Here is a 20,783-nt window from a genome sequence, read left to right as displayed (position 1 = left end):
GGCGACCGCGGATACGCAAGCGAAAGGTCTTTCTCTTTGGTGAGCCGGAGCCACCCTACTCCAGATTAGAGCGTGCGGCGCCAGCCGCACTCAATCCAACACCGCCACGCAGCCCTCACGCCGCCGGCATCCACCGTTCCACGATCTCGGCCCACCAGCTGCACCCCGCCGGGATCGCCTCGTCGTTGAAGTTGTATTCCGGGTGATGCACCGGCGCCGTATCGCCATTGCCCACGAGGATATAGGCCCCGGGCCGCGCCTCGAGCATATAGGCGAAGTCCTCACCGCCCATGATCGGGTCGGCCTCGGCGGTCTCCTGCCCCGTCACCGCCTGCGCCACTTCGGCGGCGAAGGCAGTCTGTTCCTCGGAATTCACCATGACCGGATAGCCCGGCAGATAGGTGAACTGCGCCCGTGCCCCGAACCCGGCGGCGATGCCTTCGGCCAGAGCCTTCACCCGCTCCGGCGCGGCCTCGCGCACGTCGGCGTCATGGGTGCGGATCGTGCCTTTCATATGCACGCGCTGCGGGATGACGTTGTAGCTGTCGCCCTCGGTCTGCATCGTCGTGACGCTCACCACCACATGCTTCACCGGGTCCACATTGCGGCTCGCGATGGTCTGGAGCGCGACGATCACATGGCTCGCCACCACGGTCGGGTCCACGCCCTCATGCGGCTTGGCGGCATGTCCGCCCTTGCCTTCGATGGTCAGGTCGAACTGGTCGGTGGCGGCGAAGAACCCGCCTGCGCGGATCTGAAACTGCCCCACGGGAACGCCGGGCCAGTTGTGCATGCCGTAGACCTCCTGAATACCCCAGCGGTCCATCATCCCGTCCTCGACCATCTCGCGCCCGCCGCCGCCGCCCTCTTCGGCGGGCTGAAAGATCACGACGCAGGTGCCGTCGAAATTCCGCGTCTCGGCCAGATATTGCGCCGCACCCAGCAGCATCGAGGTGTGCCCGTCATGACCGCAGGCATGCATCTTGCCGTCCGTGCCGGAGGCATAGGGCAGCCCCGTCGCCTCCTTGATCGGCAGGGCATCCATATCGGCGCGCAGCCCGATGACCTTGCCCGCCGTGTCGCTCTTGCCCTTGATGACGCCCACGACCCCGGTGCGCCCGATCCCTTCGACCACCTCGTCGCAGCCGAAGGCGCGGAGTTTCTCGGCCACCAGCGCGGCGGTGCGGTGGGTGTCGAACAGAAGTTCGGGGTTGGCGTGAATGTCCTGTCGCCACGCGGTGATGTCACCGTGCAGTTCGGCGAAGCGGTTCTTGATGGGCATGAGGGTCTCCTTTGCCCGGAATCTGTGCCCGGACCCTCGGACAGTCAAGCGGCCTCAGTCCTCGAAAAGCGAGCCTTGTCCGGGCGCACGCGGCGCCTCCAGCCCCAGATGCCGCCAAGCCAGATGGCCCAGCATCCGCCCGCGCGGGGTGCGCTGGATCAGACCTTGTTGCAGCAGATACGGCTCGATCACCTCTTCCAGCGCGTCCCGGCTTTCCGACAGCGCCGCCGCCAGCGTTTCGATGCCCACCGGTCCGCCGCCATAGTGCTCGGCCATCAGCGTCAGATAGCGCCGGTCCGCCCCGTCGAGGCCCAGATGATCGACGCCGAGCCGCGTCAGCGCATTGTCCGCGATCGCCCGCGTGATGCGCCCGTCGCCTTCGACCACGGCGAAGTCCACGACCCGGCGCAAAAGCCGCCCGGCGATGCGCGGCGTGCCGCGCGCGCGCTTGGCGATCTCCAATGCGCCGTCTTCATCGGCGGGTGCGCCCAGCTTGATCGCGTTCTTGGTCACGATGCTGTGGAGTTCCTCGACCGTGTAGAATTGCAGCCGCGTCGGAATGCCGAAGCGGTCGCGCAATGGCGTGGTCAGCAGGCCCAGCCGCGTGGTCGCGCCGACCAGCGTGAAGGGCTGCAATTCGATCCGCACGGTGCGCGCCGCCGGCCCCTCGCCGATCACGAGGTCCAGTTCGAAATCCTCGAGCGCCGGGTAAAGCACCTCTTCGACCACCGGGTTCAGACGGTGAATCTCGTCGATGAACAGCACGTCGCGCGCTTCGAGGTTCGTCAGGATCGCCGCCAGATCGCCTGCTTTCGCCAGCACCGGGCCGGAGGTCATGCGGAAATTCACGCCCAATTCGCGCGCCATGATCTGCGCCAGCGTGGTCTTGCCCAGACCGGGCGGGCCGTGGAACAGCGCATGATCCATCGCCTCGCCCCGCCGCCGCGCGCTTTCGATGAACACGCTCAGGTTCGCGCGGGCCTCGGCCTGCCCGATGAAATCGGCGAGCGTCTGGGGCCGCAGGGCGCGGTCCACATCCTCGGCCATCGGCTCGGGGCGCAGGGTGGGATCAGGCTCGGTCATGCTCCTCGCACGCTTTCAAAGGCTCGTCGCCGCGAAGACAGCCCGAGGCTGGATGAGCAGCACATTCTCCCTACCCTTTCGGCGCGAGCAGCTTCAAGGCCGCGCGGATCAGCCCCGCCGTATCGAGGTCCGGATCGTCGCCGAGAGCGGTGGCCACCGCACTCGCCGCCTCACCCGGCCCGTAGCCGAGGTTCGCGAGCGCCGACAGGGCCTCCGGCTGGGCCATGTTCGCGGGCTTTGCAGCCGCTCTGGGCGCTGCCGCCACCGGGGTCGCATCGCTTTCGACCAGCACGTCCTCGGGCGCGGCCACAGCCTGCCCCGCGCCCATCGCCATGATCGTCGGCGCCTTGTCTTTCAACTCGTTCACGACACGCTGCGCCGTCTTCGGCCCCAGCCCCTTGGCCGCTTTGACCGCATTCCAGTCGCCCAAGGCGATCGCCCGGCTCACACCGTCCGCGCCGAGCGTGCCCAGAATGGCGGTCGCGGCCTTGGCGCCGATGCCCTGCACCGTCATCAGAAGCCGGAACCACTCTTTCTCGACCAGCGAGGTGAAGCCGTGCAACTGCATCAGGTCTTCGCGCACGATCATGTCGGTATAGAGCGCCACCGCCTCGCCCGGCCCCGGCAGGCCGGCGAGCGTGCGGTCCGAGACGTGGACGATATAGCCAACGCCGCGCACGTCGATCAGCACGTGATCGTCGCCCTTGTAGTCGATCCGGCCCGACAGCTTCCCGATCATGCCCGCACCCGTTCCACGGCCTGCGCGAGCCGGTCGCCCGCCCGCGCGTGATGGGCATGGCAAAGCGCGATGGCTAGTGCATCCGCCGCATCCGGGCCTGCGATCTCGATCCCCGGCAATTGCAGCCGCACCATATGGTCGATCTGGCGCTTGTCGGCATGGCCCACGCCCACGACGGTCTTCTTGATCGTGTTGGGCGCGTATTCCCCGACCGGCAGGCCCGCGCGCGCGGGCACCAGCATCGCGATCCCGCGCGCCTGACCCAGTTTCAGCGTGCCCGCGCCATCCTTGTTCACGAAGGTCTGTTCCACCGCCGCCGTGTCCGGGGCGAAGCGCGCGACCACGTCGGTGAGCGCGTCGAACAGGGCCAGAAGGCGGTCGCCCAGATCTTCGCCGGTCCCGTGACAGACGCCGTTCGCGATGTGCGAGATTCGGCTGCCGGACACGTCGATCACGCCCCAGCCGAGGTTTCTCAGCCCCGGGTCGATGCCCAATACCCGCATGTCGCCGCCCCTTTTGTTCTGCTTTTGACGAAAAATTAGCACGAAACGCGAACATCTGCCAAGGTCAATCCTTCGGGACCGCTCCTCGATTTGCGACCACGAGGGCGAAAAACGACACCCCGGAAACCGAAACCGACGGTTTTGGCCACCCGGATTCCTCAAGCTATTTCAGTGTCTTAAATGATGCATGAGCTATGCGGAAATGACAGCCTAGCCATGCAGAAACTGCATTTGTGTCGGCGCGTGTTTCTCCCTATTTGCACCGGGTCGGGCGTAGATGTTTTCAAAATGCCCATAACTTATGCAAGGAGCGCCGAAATGGCTGTCAAAGTCGCCAACTACGAATTCGCCGGTCACGTTTCGCGCGTCGTCCGGTTCTTCTCCGATCTCGCCATCGAGGTTGAGCGTCGTCGTGCCCGCCGCATGACCCGCGCGATCCTCACCGGCCTGACGGATGCGCAGCTCACGGACATCGGGGTGAACCGCCTCGACGTGTTCCGTATGCGCTGACCCGCCACTCACGCGAACGAAAAGGGCCGCCCATAGGGGCGGCCACGAAGCGCCCCGCCTATTTCGGCGGGGCGTTTTGTTTTCAAGGTCTACTCGGTGACCGGCAGCGCCACGAAGCGCGGGTCGCCGCCGCGCCGCACCAGAAGCAGCAAGGATTGCCGACCGCCATCACGGGCCGAGGCGATCCGTTCTTCCAGTTGGGCGATGGAGGTCAGTTGCTGTTGGCCGGCCTCGGTGATGACGTCGCCTTCGATCAAGCCCTTGGCGGCGGCTTCGCTGTCGGCCTGCACCGCCGTCACGACGAGCCCCTGCGCCCCGGCGTCGAGCCCCAGTTCCTCGCGCAATTCGTCGGTCATTTCCGACAGGGTCATGCCGAGGATGGTCTGTTGCTGCACCTCGGGCGCGGGCGTGCTGTCGTTCGACGACCCGCCTTCGTCATTGGCGAGGGCTTCTTCGCGCCGGCCGAGCACGACCTTCAGCGTCTGGGTCTGGCCGTCACGCAGCACCACGACGCGCACGGTTTCACCGACGCCGGAGTTGCCGACGATACGCACGAGTTCGCGGGTGTTCGCGACCTCTTCGCCCGCGAAGCTCAGGATCAGGTCGCCCGCTTCCATGCCCGCATCCTTGGCCGGGCCGTCGGGCACGTCGGTCACGAGCGCGCCGTTGGTGGATGAAAGCCCCATCGCCTCGGCCACGTCGTCGCTCACGTCCTGAATGCGGACACCCAGCCAGCCGCGCCGCGTCTCGCCGAATTCCTTGAGCTGGTCGACCACCTTGGTCACCACGTTCGACGCCATGGCGAAACCGATGCCGATGGACCCGCCGTTGGGCGACAGGATCGCGGTGTTCACGCCGATCACCTGCCCGTCCATGTTGAACAGCGGTCCGCCCGAGTTGCCCCGGTTGATCGCCGCGTCGGTCTGGAGGAAGTCATCATAGGTGCCCTGAAGCTCGCGCCCACGGGCCGAGATGATCCCGGCGGAAATCGAAAAGCCCTGACCCAGCGGGTTGCCCATCGCCATGACCCAGTCGCCGACGCGGATCGCCTCGGAATCGCCGAAGGGCACGAAGGGGAGCGGTTCGTCGGTCTCGACCTTCAACAGCGCGATGTCGGTGTTCGGGTCGGTGCCGATCACGGTCGCGTCCAGTTCGCCCCGGTTGCCGAAGAATTCGATCACGATCTCGTCCGCGCCCTCGATGACGTGGTTGTTGGTGACGATGTAGCCGTCCTCGGAAATCACGAAGCCCGACCCGAGAGCGGACGAACGCCGGGTGCGCGGCGGCTGCCCCTCGCCTTCGCGGTCGAGGAAGTCACGGAAGAAATCCTCGAACGGCGACCCCTCGGGCACCATCGGTTGCGGCCCGGTGTCCTGACTGACGACCGTGGCCGTGGTGATGTTCACCACCGAAGGGCTGACCTTTTCGGCGAGATCCGCGAAACTCGCGGGCCGGGTCTGGGCATGGGCCAGCGACGTGGCCGCCAGCACCATCGCCGCCATCAGGGCGAACAGGGTTGCGATCAGTTTGGGGTTCGGTCGGGTCTCTACCCTCGCCTGCGCTTTCACTGCAGTCTCCTCTGAAATCCTGTCGGACGTTTCGTTCATCTTTCCAGATAGGAGGCGCCGAGCGCAACGCAATCTTGACCACGGGCCGTCACGGCGGCGTGACATGGCCCACCCGCCCCGCTCAGCGATTGGCGAGCCAGACCAGCGCCACGCCAAAAGCAATGGCCACCAACCCCACGACCCGCCGTCTGTCGCGGCTCATCGTGGCGATGGTGGCCAGTATGTTTTCCAGGCGGCCCGGAAGCAGGGCGAAGATCAGGCCCTCGAACACGAGGGCGAGACCCATGCCCAAAAACAGCCAGCTCATCCGTCGGCGGGCTGCTCTTGCGTCGCGTCGTCTCCACCGGCCGAGTCGGTCGCGGTCGCATCCTCGTCGCCAAGCCCGGCACCGGGAACTTCAATCACGGGACCGGCATCGGCCGACCCGTCGGTCTCGGTCTCGACACGGGTGTCGTTCGGCGTGCCCGCGCTGCGCGCGATCTGGGCCGAAGTGTCGGACTTGAGGTAGTTGAAGAACTCGCTGTTGGGCGAAATGACGAGCGTGGAGTTTCCGCCACGGATCGACCGCTCATAGGCGCTCATCGACCGGTAGAAGGCGAAGAATTCCGGATCGCGGCCAAAGGCTTCGGCATAGATCGCGTTACGCTGCGCGTCGGCTTCACCGCGAATGATCTCGGCCTCACGCTGGGCTTCCGATGTGGTTTCGACCACGGTCCGGTCGGCTTGTGCGCGCAGACGCTGCGCCGCCTCGTTACCGCGTGCGATCTCGTCCGCCGCTTCCCGCTGACGCTCGGCCCGCATCCGTTCAAAGGTCGCCTCGAGGTTCTGATCCGGCAGGTCGGCGCGCTTGATGCGCACGTCGATGACACGGATACCCAGCGCGGCGGCCTCGTCCCGTGACTGGTCGCGGATCTGGTTCATGAGCGACACACGGTCGACCGACAGCACCGCGTCCGAGGGCACGCTACCCAGCACTTCGCGAAGCTCGGCGTTCAGGATGCGTTCAAGCCGCGAACGTGCGCCCGAGATGCCCGACGCGCCAACAGCACGGCGGAACTGGGTCGCGTCCTCGATCCGCCAGCGCGCGAAGGCATCGACGACGAGACGACGATCGTCCGCCGGTGTGACCTCGAGCGGCTCGGTGTCGAGCGGCAGGATGCGGTCGTCGTATTTGGCGATCTCGTGCAGGACCGGCACTTTGAAATAAAGACCCGGCTCACCGATCTCGGCCGTGACCTCACCGAACCACAGGCGCAGGGCCTTTTCGCGTTCGTCGACGATGTAATAGGAATTCAGGCCGATAAAGACGAGAACGGCGATGATCCCGAGAATGACGTAGGAACGACGCATCAGTTCGACCCTCCCGAAGTAGTGGTGTTGGTCGAGTTCCGGCGCAGCTCGTTCAGCGGCAGATAGGGCACGACCCCCTGCTCGCCGCCCACGGCATCGTCCATGATGATCTTGTCGACATCACCCAGAACCCGCTCCAGCGTTTCGATGTAAAGGCGGCGACGGGTCACTTCAGGCGCCTTCGCATATTCGTTGTAGACCGCGATGAAGCGCGCGGCCTCACCTTCGGCCTCGTTCACGACGCGGGCGCGATAGGCCTCGGCCTGTTCCAGCGTCTGCGCCGCTTCACCACGGGCTTCCGCCACCACGCGGTTGGCATAGGCATCCGCCTGAGACTGAAGCGTGTCGCGGGTCTGTTCGGCGGCCTGCACTTCGCGGAAGCTGTCGATGACCTCGCGCGGCGGGTCGGCGCGGTCGAAGTTCACACGCACGATGTTCACGCCGGAGTTGTAGCTGTCGAGCGTCGACTGGATCAGCTCTTCGAGTTCCTGCGCGATGACACCGCGATCCCGGTTCAGGATCGGCGCGAGCGAGGAGCGACCGATGATCTCGCGCATGGCCGATTCCGACACGGCGCGGATCGTGTTCACGGGATCGGCGAGGTTGAACACGAATTGCTCGACGTCACCGATGTTCCAGACCACCTGATAGTCGATGTCGACGATGTTCTCGTCGCCCGTCAGCATCAGACCCTCATCGAGACCCACACCGATGTCTTCGGTGTTTTCACGGGTGACGGGGTAGATTTCCTTGGTCACGACCGGCCAGGGCGCGAAGTTCAGACCTTCGGTGCCGACCTGATAGCGTTCGCCGAACAGAAGCTCGACCGACTGCTCCGAGGTGTCGACGCGGTAGAAGCTCGCGAACAGCCACAGCGCGACGGCCGCCAGAACGACGATCCCGATGGTGCCACGGGTGAACCGCGGGCCCGCTGGACCTTCGCCGCCGCCGTTGCCCCGGTTCGCACCGCCCTTGCCGCCCATGAGCACGCGAAGCTGTTCCTGCCCGCGCCGCATCAGGTCGTCTATCTCGGGGATGTTTCCGCCTTGCTGACCGGGCCGGCGATTGCCGCCGTTCTGCCCGTTGCGGTCGTCGCCGCCATTCGATCCGCCATTGCTGCCGCCACGGTTTCCACCGCCGCCGCCCCAGGGTCCGCCGCTATCGCTGGCCATATGTGTAGAGTCCTCCAGAAACTGTCCGCTCATAACTGGCGGCTGAATGCTTGTTTTTCAACCCGGATCACGGGTTCTCTATTGGGTTCAATCGCTCCGCGTGGGCGATTTCATCAGCACGATTTCCTCGGCCATGGTCGGGTGCACCGCCACGGCGGCGTCGAAATCGGCCTTGGTCGCCCCCATCTTTACCGCCACGGCGGCCAGCTGGATCATCTCGCCCGCCCCGTCCGCGACGATATGGCACCCCAGAACCCGCTGACTCTCCTGACTGACCACCAGTTTGAAGAGCGCCTTTTCCTGACGGTCGATGAAGCTTTTCTGCATCGGGCGGAAGGTCGCGGTGTAGACGTCGATCGGCTCCCGCGCGCGCGCGTCCTCTTCGGTCAGCCCGACGGTGCCGTATTCCGGCTGGGTGAAGACCGCCGAGGCGACCATTTCGTGATCCGGCTTGGTCGGGTTGCCCTTGAACACCGTCTCGACGAAAGCCGCGCCTTCGCGGATCGCGACCGGGGTGAGGTTGATGCGGTCGGTCACATCCCCGATGGCATAGATCGACGGCACGGCGGTCTGCGAATAGTCGTCCACGACGACCTCGCCCCGTTCCCCGATCTCGACCCCGAGGTCTTCGAGCCCAAGACCGTCGGAATTGGGCTTGCGGCCCGTGGCCCACAGGACCTCGTCCACGACGACCTTGTGGTCGTCCGAGCCGATCACCCGAATGCGCCCGTCGTCACAGCGTTCGAGCGCGCGGGGACTGACGCCCACGCGCAGGTCGATCCCCTGCGCCAGCATGAGCTCCGCGATATGCCCGCGCACCTCGTCATCGAAGCCGCGCAGCACCTGGGGGCCCCGGTGCCATTGCGTCACTTGAGTGCCCAGACCATTGAGAATGCAGGCGAATTCACAGGCGATATAGCCGCCGCCGACGATCAGGATCTTCTTCGGCAGCCGGTCGAGGTTGAAGACCTCGTTCGAGGTGATCCCCATTTCCGCCCCCGGCAGATCGGGGATGAAGGGCCGGCCGCCGGTCGCCACGAGGATATGCTTGGCGGTGTAGCTCTGCCCGTTGGACAGCGCGACCGTATGTGCATCGGTCAGCGTGGCGCGCGCGTCGTAGATGTCGGTGCCGGGCCGCGCGAGGTTGGTGCGGTAGATGTTCTCGAGCCGGCTCAACTCGGCATGGAGGTTCGGGCGGAACTTCGACCAGTCGAAGGTGCCGTCGCCCATCTCCCAGCCCCAGTCGCGCGCCTCGCCGGTGGCCGGGCCGAACTTGGAGGCGAAGACCATCAGTTTCTTCGGCACGCAGCCCCGGATCACGCAGGTTCCGCCCATGCGGAACTCCTCGGCCAGAGCCACCCTGGCCCCGCTCTCGGCCGCAACGCGCCCCGCGCGCACCCCGCCGGAGCCGCCGCCGATCACGAAAAGGTCGTAGTCGAATGTGCTCATGGTCATCCCTTCCCAACCGTTCGATGCGGATATTCCACACAAATCCCGGGGATGCCAGCCGCCGCGACGCAGCGGAGGATCACGCCCAAGTGTGATATGTCAGACTGCGGAGCCGGCTTGCGCCGGCACAGGGATTGCGCCGCCCCGCCTTCGGCAGGCCGTCGCGGTGAGGGGGACCAGTCCCCCTGGTCGCATTTGCAGGCAAATGCGCCCTTACCCCCTGAGGTTTCCCGAAACAGAGAAGAGGGACGCGATGCGCCTATGTCTTCTCTGTTTCAAAAAACCTCGGGAGAGCGCGAGAGGGCAGCGCCCTCTCGCCCGGGTCGGATTTCGCGCAAGCGAAATCCGAAATCAGATATCGGAGAACAGGTTCTCGGTTTCGGCGAATTCGACGAGGCCCTCGTCATGCGTGCCTTCGTTGATGTCGATGACTTCGACGCGCCCGTCCTGATGCCCGATGACGACCTTGTCGCAGATGTCGATGAACAGCCCGTTCTCGACCACGCCCGGGATCTGGTTCAGGACCATGGAAAGCTGGCGCGGATTGCCGATGCGTTGCAGGTAGAGGTCGATGATGTGGTTGCCTTCGTCGGTGACGAAGGGGGCCTCGCCGTTCATCCTGAGGGCACTGGTCTGTCCCAGAACCTCGAGCGAGGCGAGCGTTTCCTCGATCAGGGCTTTCGAGGTCTGCCATCCGAACGGAATCACTTCGACCGGCAGCGGGAACGAGCCGAGGTGTTCGACCTGTTTCGACGGATCGGTGATGACGATCATCTGGTCCGAAGCCGTCGCCACGATCTTTTCCTGAAGATGCGCGCCGCCCCCGCCCTTGATGAGGTTGAGGTCCATGTCGAATTCGTCCGCGCCGTCGATGGTGAGGTCGAGCCAGCGCGCCTCGTCCAGCGAGATCACGCGGATACCGACCTGGCGCGCCAATTCCGCGGTGCGGGTCGAGGTCGGGACACCGGCGATCCGGAGCCCCTCCTCACGCACGCGTTCGCCCAGACAGCGCACCATCCAGGCCGCCGTCGACCCGGTGCCCAGCCCCACGCGCATTCCGTCCTCGACGAAATCCACCGCACGCTTGGCGGCGACGAATTTGGCGGTGTCGATGGGCGAGAGGTTGGATGACATGGGCGGATCCCTGCGCTGCGTTCGCAGGCTTTATAGGCAATCGCTGCGGGCGGGGCGAGAGCCGATTGCGATGCGAAGACTGGCCTCATTCGGCGCGCGGCCTTATGGTTTCCTCACCGATCCGGAGATCGCCATGTTTCGCGCCGCCCTGACCGCCCTTGCCCTGTCCGCCGCCGCGCCCGCGATGGCCGAGGGCACGCTGCCGGGCCCGGACGCGTCGCTTTGCGATACGGCGCAGCTCGACCCCGAGGCCGTGATGGGGGACGGCTGGACGATGACCGTCTCACGGTTCCGCATTCGCACCGAAGAGACGCCGACCTACACGTCCGAGATCAAGCGCCTGCCGGTCCGGCTTTATGTCGTCGACGGGGCCTTCAGGATGTTCGGGATGGTGGCGCCCCTCTCGCCGGTCACTTTCGTCGAAATGCCGTTCGGTCAGGGGGTGTGGCGCTGGTCCGGCGATCCGGTCCTGACGCTTCCCGACGATCCCGAGGCCGCTCAATCCAGCGCGGATGTGGAGGCGGCCTTGGGCTGCACACTGTCGCGCTTTCCCCGGCTGGCGGCGCAGGTCGAGACGGTGTCGGACGACGGTCGGCAATTCACCCATACCACCTGGCTCGTCGCCCTGTCGGCCGACCTGATGCTCGGTGCCTGGGACTGGCGCACGCGCGACGACGGGCCCGAGATTCACTATACCGCCGGGCTGAGACTTGCCCGAACACAGGCGGAGTGACGCGCGGCCTTGCCGTCCCATCGGCATGGGGCCATGGTGCCGGAATCGTCCGGTCTTTCGGACGGGAACGATTTGGCAAGCGGCACAGGGTACGGTCGGACCATGCAACGTTTCGGGTATCTCCTGTTGGGTTGGGCCGCGCTCGCCCTTGGCGGTCTTGGGGTCGTTCTGCCGGGCCTGCCGACCACGCCTTTCCTGCTGGTCGCGGCTTTCGCCTTCGGCAAGGGCAGCCCCCGGATGCGGGCATGGCTGATCGACCATGCCCACCTTGGTCCGCCGATCCGGGATTGGGAGGATCGCGGCGCGATTTCGCGCCGGGCCAAGGTGCTGGCGGTGTCGATGATGGTGGCGCTCTTGCTTTTGTCGGTGGTGCTGGGCCTGTCCGGCTGGCTCATCACCATTCAGGCGCTGTGCATGGGCGGAGCGGCGGTTTTCATCCTCACCCGTCCCGATTAGGTCACGGCATGGCCAGAACCGCCTCGATCGCCGCGTTCAGATGCCCGACCGGTAGGATGACCAGCAGACCGGGGCCGGAGCTTTCGATCTCAACCACCCCGTCCGCCGCGTTCGACGTGCCGACCCGGCCAAGGGGCGACAGGGTGATGCCCTCATGCGACCAGACCAGTCCGCGCAGGTTTACCGTGCGCTCGGCCAGCGGAAACACCGACACCCGCGTGCCTTTGGGCAGGTCGAGCCGGACCGAGACGGGCGCATGAAAGCAGATGTCATGATCGCCGACGAGGATGCAGCGACGGTCCCAGCGCACGAGCGCATTGTAACAGGCAAGCTCATGGTCCAGCCTGCGTCCCATGAACCCCGCCCCCAGAACCAAAGGCGCGTCGATGGCGAGGAGCGCCTTGTCGAAATCCGTCGTGTCCTGGTCGCCGGAGAAATGCACCGTCGCCGGGTCGAGCCGTGCGCGCGTTTCCGCGTCGATCGAGTCGAGATCGCCGACCACCGCGTCCGGCACATGGCCCATCGCCAGCGCCCGGCCCGCCGCCCCGTCACAGCAGACGAGATTCGGCGCGATCGTCAACAATTCGGAAACCGTGCCCGGGGCAAGCTCGCCGCCGCCCAGAAGGGTGACTTTTTCCAAATAGGTTAAAAAACCGGGATTTATGGCCATCTTTGTATCCATGTCGGAAACTATCCACATTTCGGACCAGAAAAAATACCGCGATTATCTCGGTTTTGTGCAATTTCGCGGGACAGGGCATGGTAAACCATTCCCTGCTGGATCGGGGGAGAAAGCGAGTCAGAGATGGTGAGTTCGAGCAGGATTCTCACTGTATCATACGGAACTTTCAGCTGCACGCTGGAGGGATTCGATGAGCCGTTCTCGACGATGAAGTCCATCGCCGAGTATTTCCGCGAACTTGCGGCGGATGACCGCTATTTCGGGGCCGAACCCCCGCAGCCGGATGCCGAGATGCTGCACCAGATCGCCGAACGCGAGGTCAAGCGCCGCGTCGAGGCTCGGGTCAGCGAACACGGCGTCGTGCTGCGTCAGGCCACCGACGACGAGATGCCCGCGACCGGTCTGCTCACCGGTGCCGCGGCCCCGACCGTGGACGACGAAATCAAGCGCCAGGCCGATGAGGCCCGCCGCCGCGCCGCCGAGGAAGAGGCGGAACGCCACGCGGCCGAAGTCGAACGTCAGGCCGAGAATCGCCGGGCCGCCGAAGAGGCTGCCGCAAAGGCCGCCGAGGACGCCGCCGCGCAGGAGGCCGAGGCCGCCCGCAAGGCCGAGGAAGAAGAGGCCCGCCGGGCCGAGGCGGAAGCCGAAGCGGCCCGTCGCCGCGCCGAGGCGGAAGCGGAAGCCGAACAGCGCCGCGCCGAAGCCGAGGCCGAGGCCGAAGCGCGCCGTGCCGCCGACGAGGACGAAGACGAAGCGGCAGACGCCGGGTCCGTGACCGATCGCATCCGCCGCATCCACGCCGTCACCGATGTCAGCGCCGACGACTATTCGGAAGACGAACACGCCGACGATTACTTCCGCGACGACGACGACATTCTCGAAGAGGCGCTGCTGGCCGAGGAACAGGACGAAGTTCTGCCGATCGACACCGACGACGAAGACGACACGCCCGCCGAAGCGCAGGCGGAGGACGATGCGTCTGAGGAGGATGACGACATTTCCGCTCTGCTCGGCAAGGTGGCCGAAGATTCGGCGCTCGAGGACGAGGCGCTGACAGACGAGGTGAGCGAAGAGACCGCCTCGGACCTCGACTCGGACGAAGACGAGGATGAGGACGAAACGCCGCTGGACCTCAGCGCCTTTGCCGAGGACTTCGCGTCCGATGACGCAGGTGCGGACGAAGACATCCCGCAGGCCGCCGAAACGCCGGATGCAGCCGAGGACGAAGCGCCCGCTCGGGACGCCGAGGCCGCGACCGTGATCGTGCCCGCCCAGACCCAGACCCCGGCGACCCAGCCGCGCCGCCCGATCGCCCGCGTGGTCCGTGTGCGCCGCCCCTTCGCCAAGGACGAAACCCCGGCCCCGCAGCAGATCGAAGCGACGGCGACCGAGAAGCCTTACGACCCGGACGAGGACGATTTCACCGTTCCCGGCGAAAGCACGCTGACGCCCGAGGACGAGGCCGCGTTGATCGCGGAGCTGGCCGAGGTCGAGCGCGACTCGCGCGAAACGGCGGGTGCCGACGAGGACGATTTCAACGCCGCACGCGCCGCGCTGGCCGATGACGCCGATGAGGACGAGGCCGCTCTGGCCGACGACGCCGCGGACACGGACGATGAAGACGAAATGGTGCGCGGCGAAGCCCTGCCCATCGAGCCCGAGGAAGAGCCCGAAGATCGCATTCAGGACGACCGCAAGGCGCAGGCCGCGCCGTTCGCGGATGTGGACATGGGCGAAACCGACCGCGCCATCGACCGCATCCTGCAAAAGACCAATTCGCAGCTCGCCACCGGCGAAAGCACCCGTCGCCGCAATGCGATCCAGCACCTCAAGGCCGCGGTTCAGGCCAAGCGCGCCGACCGTGACGAGGTGGACGAGGCGCTCGATTCGATCGACCCGACGCCGCTGACCAACGACGAATACCGCGACGACCTTGCTCGTGTCGTGCGTCCGCGCCGCCCGCAGGCCGATGCCGACCGCCCCAAGCGACGCCTCGCCCCGCTGGTTCTGGTGTCCGAGCAGCGTGTGGATCAGTCCGACGTGGCCGAAGCCGAAGTGCCCCAGCCCGCGCGCCCGGCCGCCGTCGCCAAACCCGCCCGTCCGGTGCGCCCGGTGCGCCCGCGTCGCGTGGGCAAATCGAACCTCGCCATGCAGGACGAGCCGGAAGAAGCGCAGGAAGACGAGGGCGAAGAGGCCAGCGACAACATGACCTCGGGCTTCCGCGCTTTCGCCGCCGATCTGGGTGTCGAAGGGATCGAAGACACGTTGGAGGCGGCCACCGCCTTCGTCACGCAGGAAGTGGGCCGTCCCTGGGCCACACGTCCGCAAATCATTTCGCTCGCCCTCGCCTCCTCGTCCGGCGCGGGGCGCGAAGAAGCGCTGGCGAGTTTCGCCCAGCTCCTGCGCTCCGGTCAGATCGTCAAGGTCAACCGGGGCCAGTTCGTCCTGTCTGAGGACAGTTTGTATTACGAGTGAAACGCTGCCGCGTTATGGGGATGTCGGAAACGGCGGGGTCGGACCCCGCCGTTTTTCATTCCTCGTCGCGCTTTTCTTCGGGCGGCATCGCGGCGACGCCCTGAAACAGCTTCTTGAACGGCAGAATCCACGCCACGCCCAGCACGACGAACACGATCAGCTCGACGAGGATGGAATCGCGGTTGATGAGATCGGCCAAGTTGACCGCCACGATGATCCACAGCGGCAGGCCGATCAGCAGAACGACCAGCGACCAGCGTTTGCGGGCTTTCAGTGACAGGGCCATGGCGTCTCCTTTCATCGGGCTTGCGCCCTTGGTCTGGTATCCAGACTTACGGCATCAGTCCGCGAACGGATCGGTGACGAGGATCGTATCCTCGCGCTCCGGGCTGGTCGACAAGAGCGCGACCGGGCACTCGATCAGTTCCTCGACCCGGCGGACGTATTTGATCGCGGCGGCCGGAAGATCGGCCCAGCTGCGCGCGCCTTCGGTCGACGCGCTCCACCCTTCCAGCTCTTCGTAGATCGGCTTGCACCGCGCCTGTTCGTCGGCGGCGGTCGGCAGGTAATCCAGCCGCTTGCCGTCCAGATCGTAAGCCACGCAGATTTTCAGCGTCTCGAACCCGTCGAGCACGTCGAGTTTCGTCAGGCAGATGCCGTTGATGCCGGAAATCGCGCAGGTCTGCCGCACGAGCGCCGCGTCGAACCAGCCGCAGCGGCGCTTGCGCCCGGTGGTGGTCCCGAATTCATGTCCGCGCGTGCCCAGACGGTCGCCGTCCGCGTCGAACAGCTCCGACGGGAACGGCCCTTCGCCCACGCGGGTCGTATAGGCTTTCACGATGCCCAGGACATAGTCGATCGCCCCCGGCCCCATGCCGACGCCCGTGGCCGCCTGACCCGCGATCACGTTCGACGAGGTCACGAACGGATAGGTGCCGAAGTCGATATCCAGAAGCGCACCCTGCGCCCCTTCGAACAGGATCCGGTTGCCCGCCTTGCGCTTTTCGTTGAGCACCTTCCACGCCGGTGCCGCGTATTCGAGGATCTTGGGCGCGATCTCTTTCAACTGCGCGATCAGCGCGTCGCGGTCGATCTCGTCCACGCCCAGCCCTTTGCGCAGCGGGTTGTGGTGCTGAAGCGCCCGGTCCACCCGCGCCTCGAGCGTCGCGTCGTCGGCAAGGTCGGCGACCCGGATCACCCGGCGCCCCACCTTGTCCTCGTAGGCCGGGCCGATGCCACGGCCCGTCGTGCCGATCTTGGTCCCGGTGCTCGCGGCCTCTTCGCGCGCCCGGTCCAATTCGCCGTGGAACGGCAGGATCAGCGGCGTGTTCTCGGCGATCATCAGCGTCTCGGGCGTGATTTCGACGCCCTGTTTGCGGATCGTCTCGATCTCGCCCAGCAGGTGCCACGGGTCCAGCACCACGCCGTTGCCAATCACCGACAATTTGCCGCCACGCACCACGCCCGAAGGCAGCGCGTGCAGCTTGTAGACCGTGCCGTCGATGACAAGCGTGTGGCCCGCATTATGGCCGCCCTGAAACCGGCAGATGACGTCAGCGCGTTCGCTGAGCCAGTCCACGATCTTGCCTTTCCCCTCGTCGCCCCACTGGGCGCCTACGACGACTACGTTGGCCATGACGTTTCCTCTGTCGGTAAACCCGCGCCCGTATAGCGAAGCCCGCGCCCCGGTGAAAGGCCAATCCCGCGCGCCCTGCCCGCATTTCGGCATGGCTTTGGGGTTGCGACGGCGCGCCGTTCACCCTAGATAGCCCCATCGGAACACTGACCCCCGGAAGGCCGCTAAAGTCCCATGGAAAACGTCCTGCTCGTCATCCTTCTCCTGCTCGCGCTGTCGCTGATCGGCGTCGTGCTTCTGCAACGCTCGGAAGGCGGTGGGCTCGGCATGGGCGGCGGCGGTGGCGGCGGCGGCGTGATGTCGTCGCGCAGCGCGGCCACGGCGCTTTCCAAACTGACCTGGATTCTGGGGATCGCCTTTCTTGCCGCGTCACTTGGTCTCACGATCATCTCGGCGCGCAATTCGGCGGACAGTTCGGTCACCGACCTGATCGTCGCACCGTCTTCGGATGCGGGCGACGCGACCCCGGACGCCCCGGCGCTGCCCGACGTGACGGACATGATGCCGTCGCAGAATTCGGATCAGCCGTCGGATGCCCCGGTGGCCCCGCCGCGCGCCGAGTAAGCGCGGCACCCGAAACCCCGTCCGTGACCCGGACGGGGTGATTTCGCACCACACTACAACCTGTTGATAAGCCGGAAAATCCGGCCACATCATATTGCGGTCTGCTTGCCTTGAGACCGGGAATCGGATATTCCGGAATCCCGTGATGATGGGTTTTTGAGCCGGGACAAATCGGCCTGAGCGCACCGCATCCAACCAAAATCACGGGGGCAGCCCTTACATGGCACGTTACATCTTTATCACCGGCGGCGTGGTTTCGTCCCTTGGCAAGGGGCTCACGGCGGCGGCACTCGGCGCGTTGTTGCAGGCACGCGGCTTTTCCGTCCGGATGCGCAAACTGGACCCGTATCTGAACGTCGATCCGGGCACGATGTCGCCGTTCGAACATGGCGAAGTGTTCGTCACCGACGACGGCGCGGAAACCGACCTCGATTTGGGCCATTACGAACGCTTCACGGGCGTCGCGGCGCGCGCCACCGACAGCGTCTCGTCGGGCCGCATCTATACCAACGTGCTCGAGAAAGAGCGGCGCGGCGACTACCTCGGCAAGACCATTCAGGTGATTCCGCACGTCACCAATGAAATCAAGGACTTCATCGAGATCGGCGATGACGAGGTCGATTTCATGCTGTGCGAGATCGGCGGCACCGTCGGCGACATCGAGGCGCTGCCTTTCTTCGAAGCGATCCGCCAGTTCAGCCAGGAACGCCCCCGCGGCCAGTGCATCTTCATGCACCTCACGCTGCTCCCCTATCTCGCGGCCTCGGGCGAGCTGAAAACCAAGCCGACCCAGCACAGCGTGAAGGAGCTGCGCTCCATCGGCATCGCGCCCGACGTGCTGGTCTGCCGCGCCGAGCATCCGATCCCCGAAAAGGAACGCGCCAAGATCGCGCTGTTCTGTAACGTGCGCCCCGACAGCGTGATCCCGGCCTACGACCTCAAGTCGATCTACGAGGCGCCGATGTCGTTCCACCGCGCCGGTCTCGATCAGGCCGTGCTCGACGCCTTCCAGATCAGCCCCGCCCCCGCGCCCAACATGACCCGGTGGGAAGATGTCGAGGACCGCATCCACAACGCCGAGGGCGAGGTGAAAATCGCCATCGTCGGCAAATACGTGCAGCTTGAAGACGCCTACAAGTCGATCAAAGAGGCGCTCACCCACGGCGGCATGGCAAACCGGGTGAAGGTCACGACCGAATGGGTCGATGCCGAGATTTTCGAAAAAGAAGACCCCGCCCCGCATCTCGAAGGCTACCATGCGATCCTCGTCCCCGGCGGCTTCGGCGAACGCGGGACCGAGGGCAAGATCCGCGCCGCCCAGTTCGCGCGCGAGCACAAGGTGCCCTACCTCGGCATCTGCCTTGGGATGCAGATGGCCGTGATCGAAGCGGCCCGCAACGTCGTCGGGCTCGAGGATGCCGGGTCCGAGGAATTCGACCACGAGGCCGGGAAAAAGCGTTTTACGCCCGTGGTTTACCACCTCAAGGAATGGGTGCAGGGCAACTATACCGTCAAGCGCAAGGTGTCCGACGACAAGGGCGGCACGATGCGGCTTGGCGCCTATACCGCGACGCTGAAAGAGGGGTCGAAAGTGGCCGAAGTCTATGGCGACACGACCATCGAGGAACGCCATCGCCACCGCTACGAGGTCGACATCAAGTATCGGGAGGAGCTTGAGGCCAAGGGCCTGTGCTTCTCCGGCATGTCGCCCGATGGCCGCCTGCCCGAGATCGTGGAATGGCAGGATCACCCGTGGTTCATCGGCGTGCAGTATCACCCGGAGCTGAAGTCGAAGCCCTTCGCGCCCGCGCCGCTGTTCGCGGATTTCGTCCGCGCGGCGATCGAGCAGGAACGCCTCGTTTGACGCGGGCCGCAACCGCCCAACTGACAAGGGCCGCTGCACCGATGGGTGCGGCGGCCTTTTTCGTGTCCACGCGCGGTGGGCGATTGATCTGGATCAAGGTCTTTGTATGCAATTAGGCGCTATCCGTATGCACAAGAGACAATGAACGGATGCAGACGGAGCCCGCCATGAACCGCGAAACCCCAGCCCCCCTTGCCGACCCCGAAACCATCGAAGGCCGTCCGCGCCCGACCTATCAGATGGTGCTGGACCGGGACACGAACCCGCCTTCGCCCTGCCTGCGCGACGTGGCGCCGTATCACCCGCAGACCGTCCGCGTGCCCACCGCCCGCTACACCTCGCCCGACTATTTCCTGCGCGAGGTGCGCGAGATGTGGGAAAAGGTCTGGCAGATGGCCTGCCGGGACGAGGACATTCCCGCGCCGGGCGATCAGACCGTTTATGACATCGCGGACCGCTCGGTCCTGCTGGTCCGCACCGAAAGCGGCACCGTGCGCGGCTTCGTCAATTCCTGTCCGCACCGGGGCCGCAAGCTTCGGGCCGACGCCGGGCAGGCCCAGACGATCCGCTGCGCGTTTCACGGTTGGACCTGGAACCTTGACGGCAGCGTGAAAAGCATCCCCTGCCGCTGGGATTTCCCGCATCTGACGGACGACGACGCGCACCTGCGCGAGGTGCAGGTGGGTACGTGGGGCGGCTTCGTCTTCATCAATTTCGACACGGACGCCGCGCCGCTGGCCGACTACCTCGGTGTGCTGCCGGAGCATTTCGCCCCTTGGCGGCTCGAAGATTGCTACAAATCCGTGCATCTGGCCGGGGTCATGCAATGCAATTGGAAGGTGGCGCAGGAGGCTTTCATGGAAAGCTACCACGTCATCGCCACGCACCCGCAGATCCTGCCCTTTTTCGCGGATGCCAGCGCGCAATACGACCTTTACGGCGACAACGTGAACCGAAACCTCGCCGCCTTCGGCGTGACCAGCCCGCATATGGGCGAGGGCGCCGTGTCGGAGCAGGAGATCGTGGCGCAGATGCTCGGGATGCGCGAAGAGGCCCAGACGGTCGACCCCAAGGACGATGGCGCGATCCAGGCCCGCCGCACCCTTGGCGACAAGACCCGCGCGGCGTTCAGCCGGGCCTATGGCACCGACCATTCCGGCGTCTCGGATGCCGAGGTTCTGGACGCGCTCGTCTACAACGTCTTTCCGAACTTCGCGCCGTGGGGCGGGTTCGCGCCCAACATCGTCTACCGCTGGCGCCCCAACGGGATGGACGTTCATTCGTGCATCATGGAGGTCATGATCCTGAAGCGCTGCCCCGCCGGCAAGCCACGCCCCGCCCCCGCCGAACTGCGGTGGATCGAACCGGGCGCACCCTGGTCGGAGGCACCGGAATTGCCCGTGCTCGGCCCGGTCATCGATCAGGACATTTCGAACCTCGGGCTTGTGCAGGACGGGCTGCGCAATTCCGCGACCGGCGTCGTGGAACTCGCGCGCTACGAAGAACAGCGCATCCGGCATTTCCACCAGACCCTCGGCAAATACGTGGCCGACTGACCATCGCCTCGCCCCTTGATGCCGCTT

21 protein-coding genes are annotated in these 20,783 nt (G+C 65.7%); 7 read left to right on the top strand and 14 right to left on the bottom strand.

Features of this window, described 5'->3' with window-relative positions; genetic code table 11:
- Positions 1-115 precede the first annotated feature (115 nt).
- The 4 genes from HOY44_RS17305 to ruvC form a co-directional block, all read right to left on the bottom strand.
- A complete protein-coding gene (locus HOY44_RS17305; protein ID WP_287436431.1) occupies positions 116-1,282 on the bottom strand; it encodes a M20 aminoacylase family protein in 1,167 nt (388 codons plus the stop codon).
- Between the two features lie 54 nt (positions 1,283-1,336).
- Positions 1,337-2,365: a Holliday junction branch migration DNA helicase RuvB gene (gene ruvB / locus HOY44_RS17300; RefSeq protein ID WP_008329594.1), complete on the bottom strand. Its 1,029-nt coding sequence runs from the start codon at positions 2,363-2,365 to the stop codon at positions 1,337-1,339.
- A gap of 70 nt (positions 2,366-2,435) precedes the next feature.
- A complete protein-coding gene (gene ruvA / locus HOY44_RS17295; RefSeq protein ID WP_287436429.1) occupies positions 2,436-3,104 on the bottom strand; it encodes a Holliday junction branch migration protein RuvA in 669 nt (222 codons plus the stop codon).
- Positions 3,101-3,607, bottom strand: a complete 507-nt coding sequence (gene ruvC, locus HOY44_RS17290) for a crossover junction endodeoxyribonuclease RuvC (RefSeq protein WP_287436427.1) — start codon at positions 3,605-3,607, stop codon at positions 3,101-3,103. Before ruvC ends, ruvA begins: the two co-directional genes overlap by 4 nt.
- Before the next feature lie 318 nt (positions 3,608-3,925).
- Between ruvC and HOY44_RS17285 the strand changes: the two genes are divergently transcribed.
- Entirely contained in the window at positions 3,926-4,117 is a 192-nt protein-coding gene (locus HOY44_RS17285; RefSeq protein WP_008329598.1) for a YjiS-like domain-containing protein, read from the top strand.
- A gap of 89 nt (positions 4,118-4,206) precedes the next feature.
- Here the strand turns inward: HOY44_RS17285 and HOY44_RS17280 are convergent, their stop codons facing one another.
- The 6 genes from HOY44_RS17280 to rpiA all read right to left on the bottom strand — a co-directional run bounded on the left by HOY44_RS17280 (position 4,207) and on the right by rpiA (position 10,790).
- A complete protein-coding gene (locus tag HOY44_RS17280; RefSeq protein ID WP_502710702.1) occupies positions 4,207-5,724 on the bottom strand; it encodes a DegQ family serine endoprotease in 1,518 nt (505 codons plus the stop codon).
- 82 nt (positions 5,725-5,806) lie between these two features.
- Positions 5,807-5,992 carry a DUF2065 domain-containing protein gene (locus HOY44_RS17275; RefSeq protein WP_287436425.1) on the bottom strand — a complete coding sequence of 62 codons (186 nt, stop codon included), beginning with the start codon at positions 5,990-5,992 and terminating at the stop codon, positions 5,807-5,809.
- The gene (gene hflC, locus HOY44_RS17270) at positions 5,989-7,035 is read right to left on the bottom strand and encodes a protease modulator HflC (RefSeq protein ID WP_287436423.1); all 1,047 of its coding nucleotides are present in this window, start codon (positions 7,033-7,035) and stop codon (positions 5,989-5,991) included. Before hflC ends, HOY44_RS17275 begins: the two co-directional genes overlap by 4 nt.
- Positions 7,035-8,207, bottom strand: a complete 1,173-nt coding sequence (gene hflK / locus HOY44_RS17265) for an FtsH protease activity modulator HflK (RefSeq protein WP_008329602.1) — start codon at positions 8,205-8,207, stop codon at positions 7,035-7,037. Before hflK ends, hflC begins: the two co-directional genes overlap by 1 nt.
- Positions 8,208-8,294: 87 nt before the next feature.
- Entirely contained in the window at positions 8,295-9,656 is a 1,362-nt protein-coding gene (gene gor / locus HOY44_RS17260) for a glutathione-disulfide reductase (protein WP_287436420.1), read from the bottom strand.
- Positions 9,657-10,007: 351 nt separating this feature from the next.
- Entirely contained in the window at positions 10,008-10,790 is a 783-nt protein-coding gene (rpiA, locus tag HOY44_RS17255; RefSeq protein WP_008329627.1) for a ribose-5-phosphate isomerase RpiA, read from the bottom strand.
- Positions 10,791-10,923: 133 nt separating this feature from the next.
- Between rpiA and HOY44_RS17250 the strand changes: the two genes are divergently transcribed.
- The gene (locus HOY44_RS17250; protein ID WP_287436416.1) at positions 10,924-11,523 is read left to right on the top strand and encodes a hypothetical protein; all 600 of its coding nucleotides are present in this window, start codon (positions 10,924-10,926) and stop codon (positions 11,521-11,523) included.
- Positions 11,524-11,625: 102 nt separating this feature from the next.
- Positions 11,626-11,979 carry a YbaN family protein gene (locus tag HOY44_RS17245; protein WP_287436414.1) on the top strand — a complete coding sequence of 118 codons (354 nt, stop codon included), beginning with the start codon at positions 11,626-11,628 and terminating at the stop codon, positions 11,977-11,979.
- 1 nt (position 11,980) lies between these two features.
- Here the strand turns inward: HOY44_RS17245 and HOY44_RS17240 are convergent, their stop codons facing one another.
- Complete coding sequence (locus HOY44_RS17240) at positions 11,981-12,649, bottom strand: thiamine diphosphokinase (RefSeq protein ID WP_287436412.1); 669 nt, start codon at positions 12,647-12,649, stop codon at positions 11,981-11,983.
- 20 nt (positions 12,650-12,669) lie between these two features.
- The gene (locus tag HOY44_RS17235; RefSeq protein WP_138424107.1) at positions 12,670-12,879 is read right to left on the bottom strand and encodes a hypothetical protein; all 210 of its coding nucleotides are present in this window, start codon (positions 12,877-12,879) and stop codon (positions 12,670-12,672) included.
- On the opposite strand from HOY44_RS17235, the gene HOY44_RS17230 reads away from it, so the two are divergent.
- The gene (locus HOY44_RS17230; protein WP_287436410.1) at positions 12,869-15,136 is read left to right on the top strand and encodes a hypothetical protein; all 2,268 of its coding nucleotides are present in this window, start codon (positions 12,869-12,871) and stop codon (positions 15,134-15,136) included. The two genes, HOY44_RS17235 and HOY44_RS17230, sit on opposite strands and share 11 nt — an antisense overlap.
- 55 nt (positions 15,137-15,191) lie before the next feature.
- Here the strand turns inward: HOY44_RS17230 and HOY44_RS17225 are convergent, their stop codons facing one another.
- Together HOY44_RS17225 and HOY44_RS17220 are read right to left on the bottom strand one after the other, a co-directional pair.
- On the bottom strand, positions 15,192-15,422 hold the full coding sequence (locus HOY44_RS17225) for a DUF2842 domain-containing protein (RefSeq protein WP_287436408.1): 231 nt from the start codon (positions 15,420-15,422) through the stop codon (positions 15,192-15,194).
- A 54-nt stretch (positions 15,423-15,476) separates the two neighbouring features.
- Positions 15,477-16,772 (bottom strand): adenylosuccinate synthase, encoded by a 1,296-nt coding sequence (locus HOY44_RS17220; RefSeq protein WP_287436406.1) that lies wholly within the window; start codon positions 16,770-16,772, stop codon positions 15,477-15,479.
- Between the two features lie 174 nt (positions 16,773-16,946).
- Here HOY44_RS17220 and secG point away from each other — a divergent pair, with 174 nt between their 5' ends.
- The 3 genes from secG to HOY44_RS17205 all read left to right on the top strand — a co-directional run bounded on the left by secG (position 16,947) and on the right by HOY44_RS17205 (position 20,756).
- A complete protein-coding gene (gene secG, locus HOY44_RS17215) occupies positions 16,947-17,336 on the top strand; it encodes a preprotein translocase subunit SecG (protein WP_287436404.1) in 390 nt (129 codons plus the stop codon).
- A gap of 220 nt (positions 17,337-17,556) precedes the next feature.
- Positions 17,557-19,200 (top strand): CTP synthase, encoded by a 1,644-nt coding sequence (pyrG, locus tag HOY44_RS17210; RefSeq protein ID WP_008329614.1) that lies wholly within the window; start codon positions 17,557-17,559, stop codon positions 19,198-19,200.
- Positions 19,201-19,367: 167 nt separating this feature from the next.
- On the top strand, positions 19,368-20,756 hold the full coding sequence (locus HOY44_RS17205) for an aromatic ring-hydroxylating oxygenase subunit alpha (RefSeq protein ID WP_287436401.1): 1,389 nt from the start codon (positions 19,368-19,370) through the stop codon (positions 20,754-20,756).
- Positions 20,757-20,783: the final 27 nt, after the last annotated feature.

This window comes from Maritimibacter sp. (genome assembly GCF_016774595.1).
In the GTDB taxonomy this organism is placed as follows: Bacteria; Pseudomonadota; Alphaproteobacteria; order Rhodobacterales; family Rhodobacteraceae; genus Maritimibacter; species Maritimibacter alkaliphilus.
The sequence above is the reverse complement of the archived record's forward strand: the minus strand, read 5'-3'. Positions and strand labels throughout refer to the sequence as shown.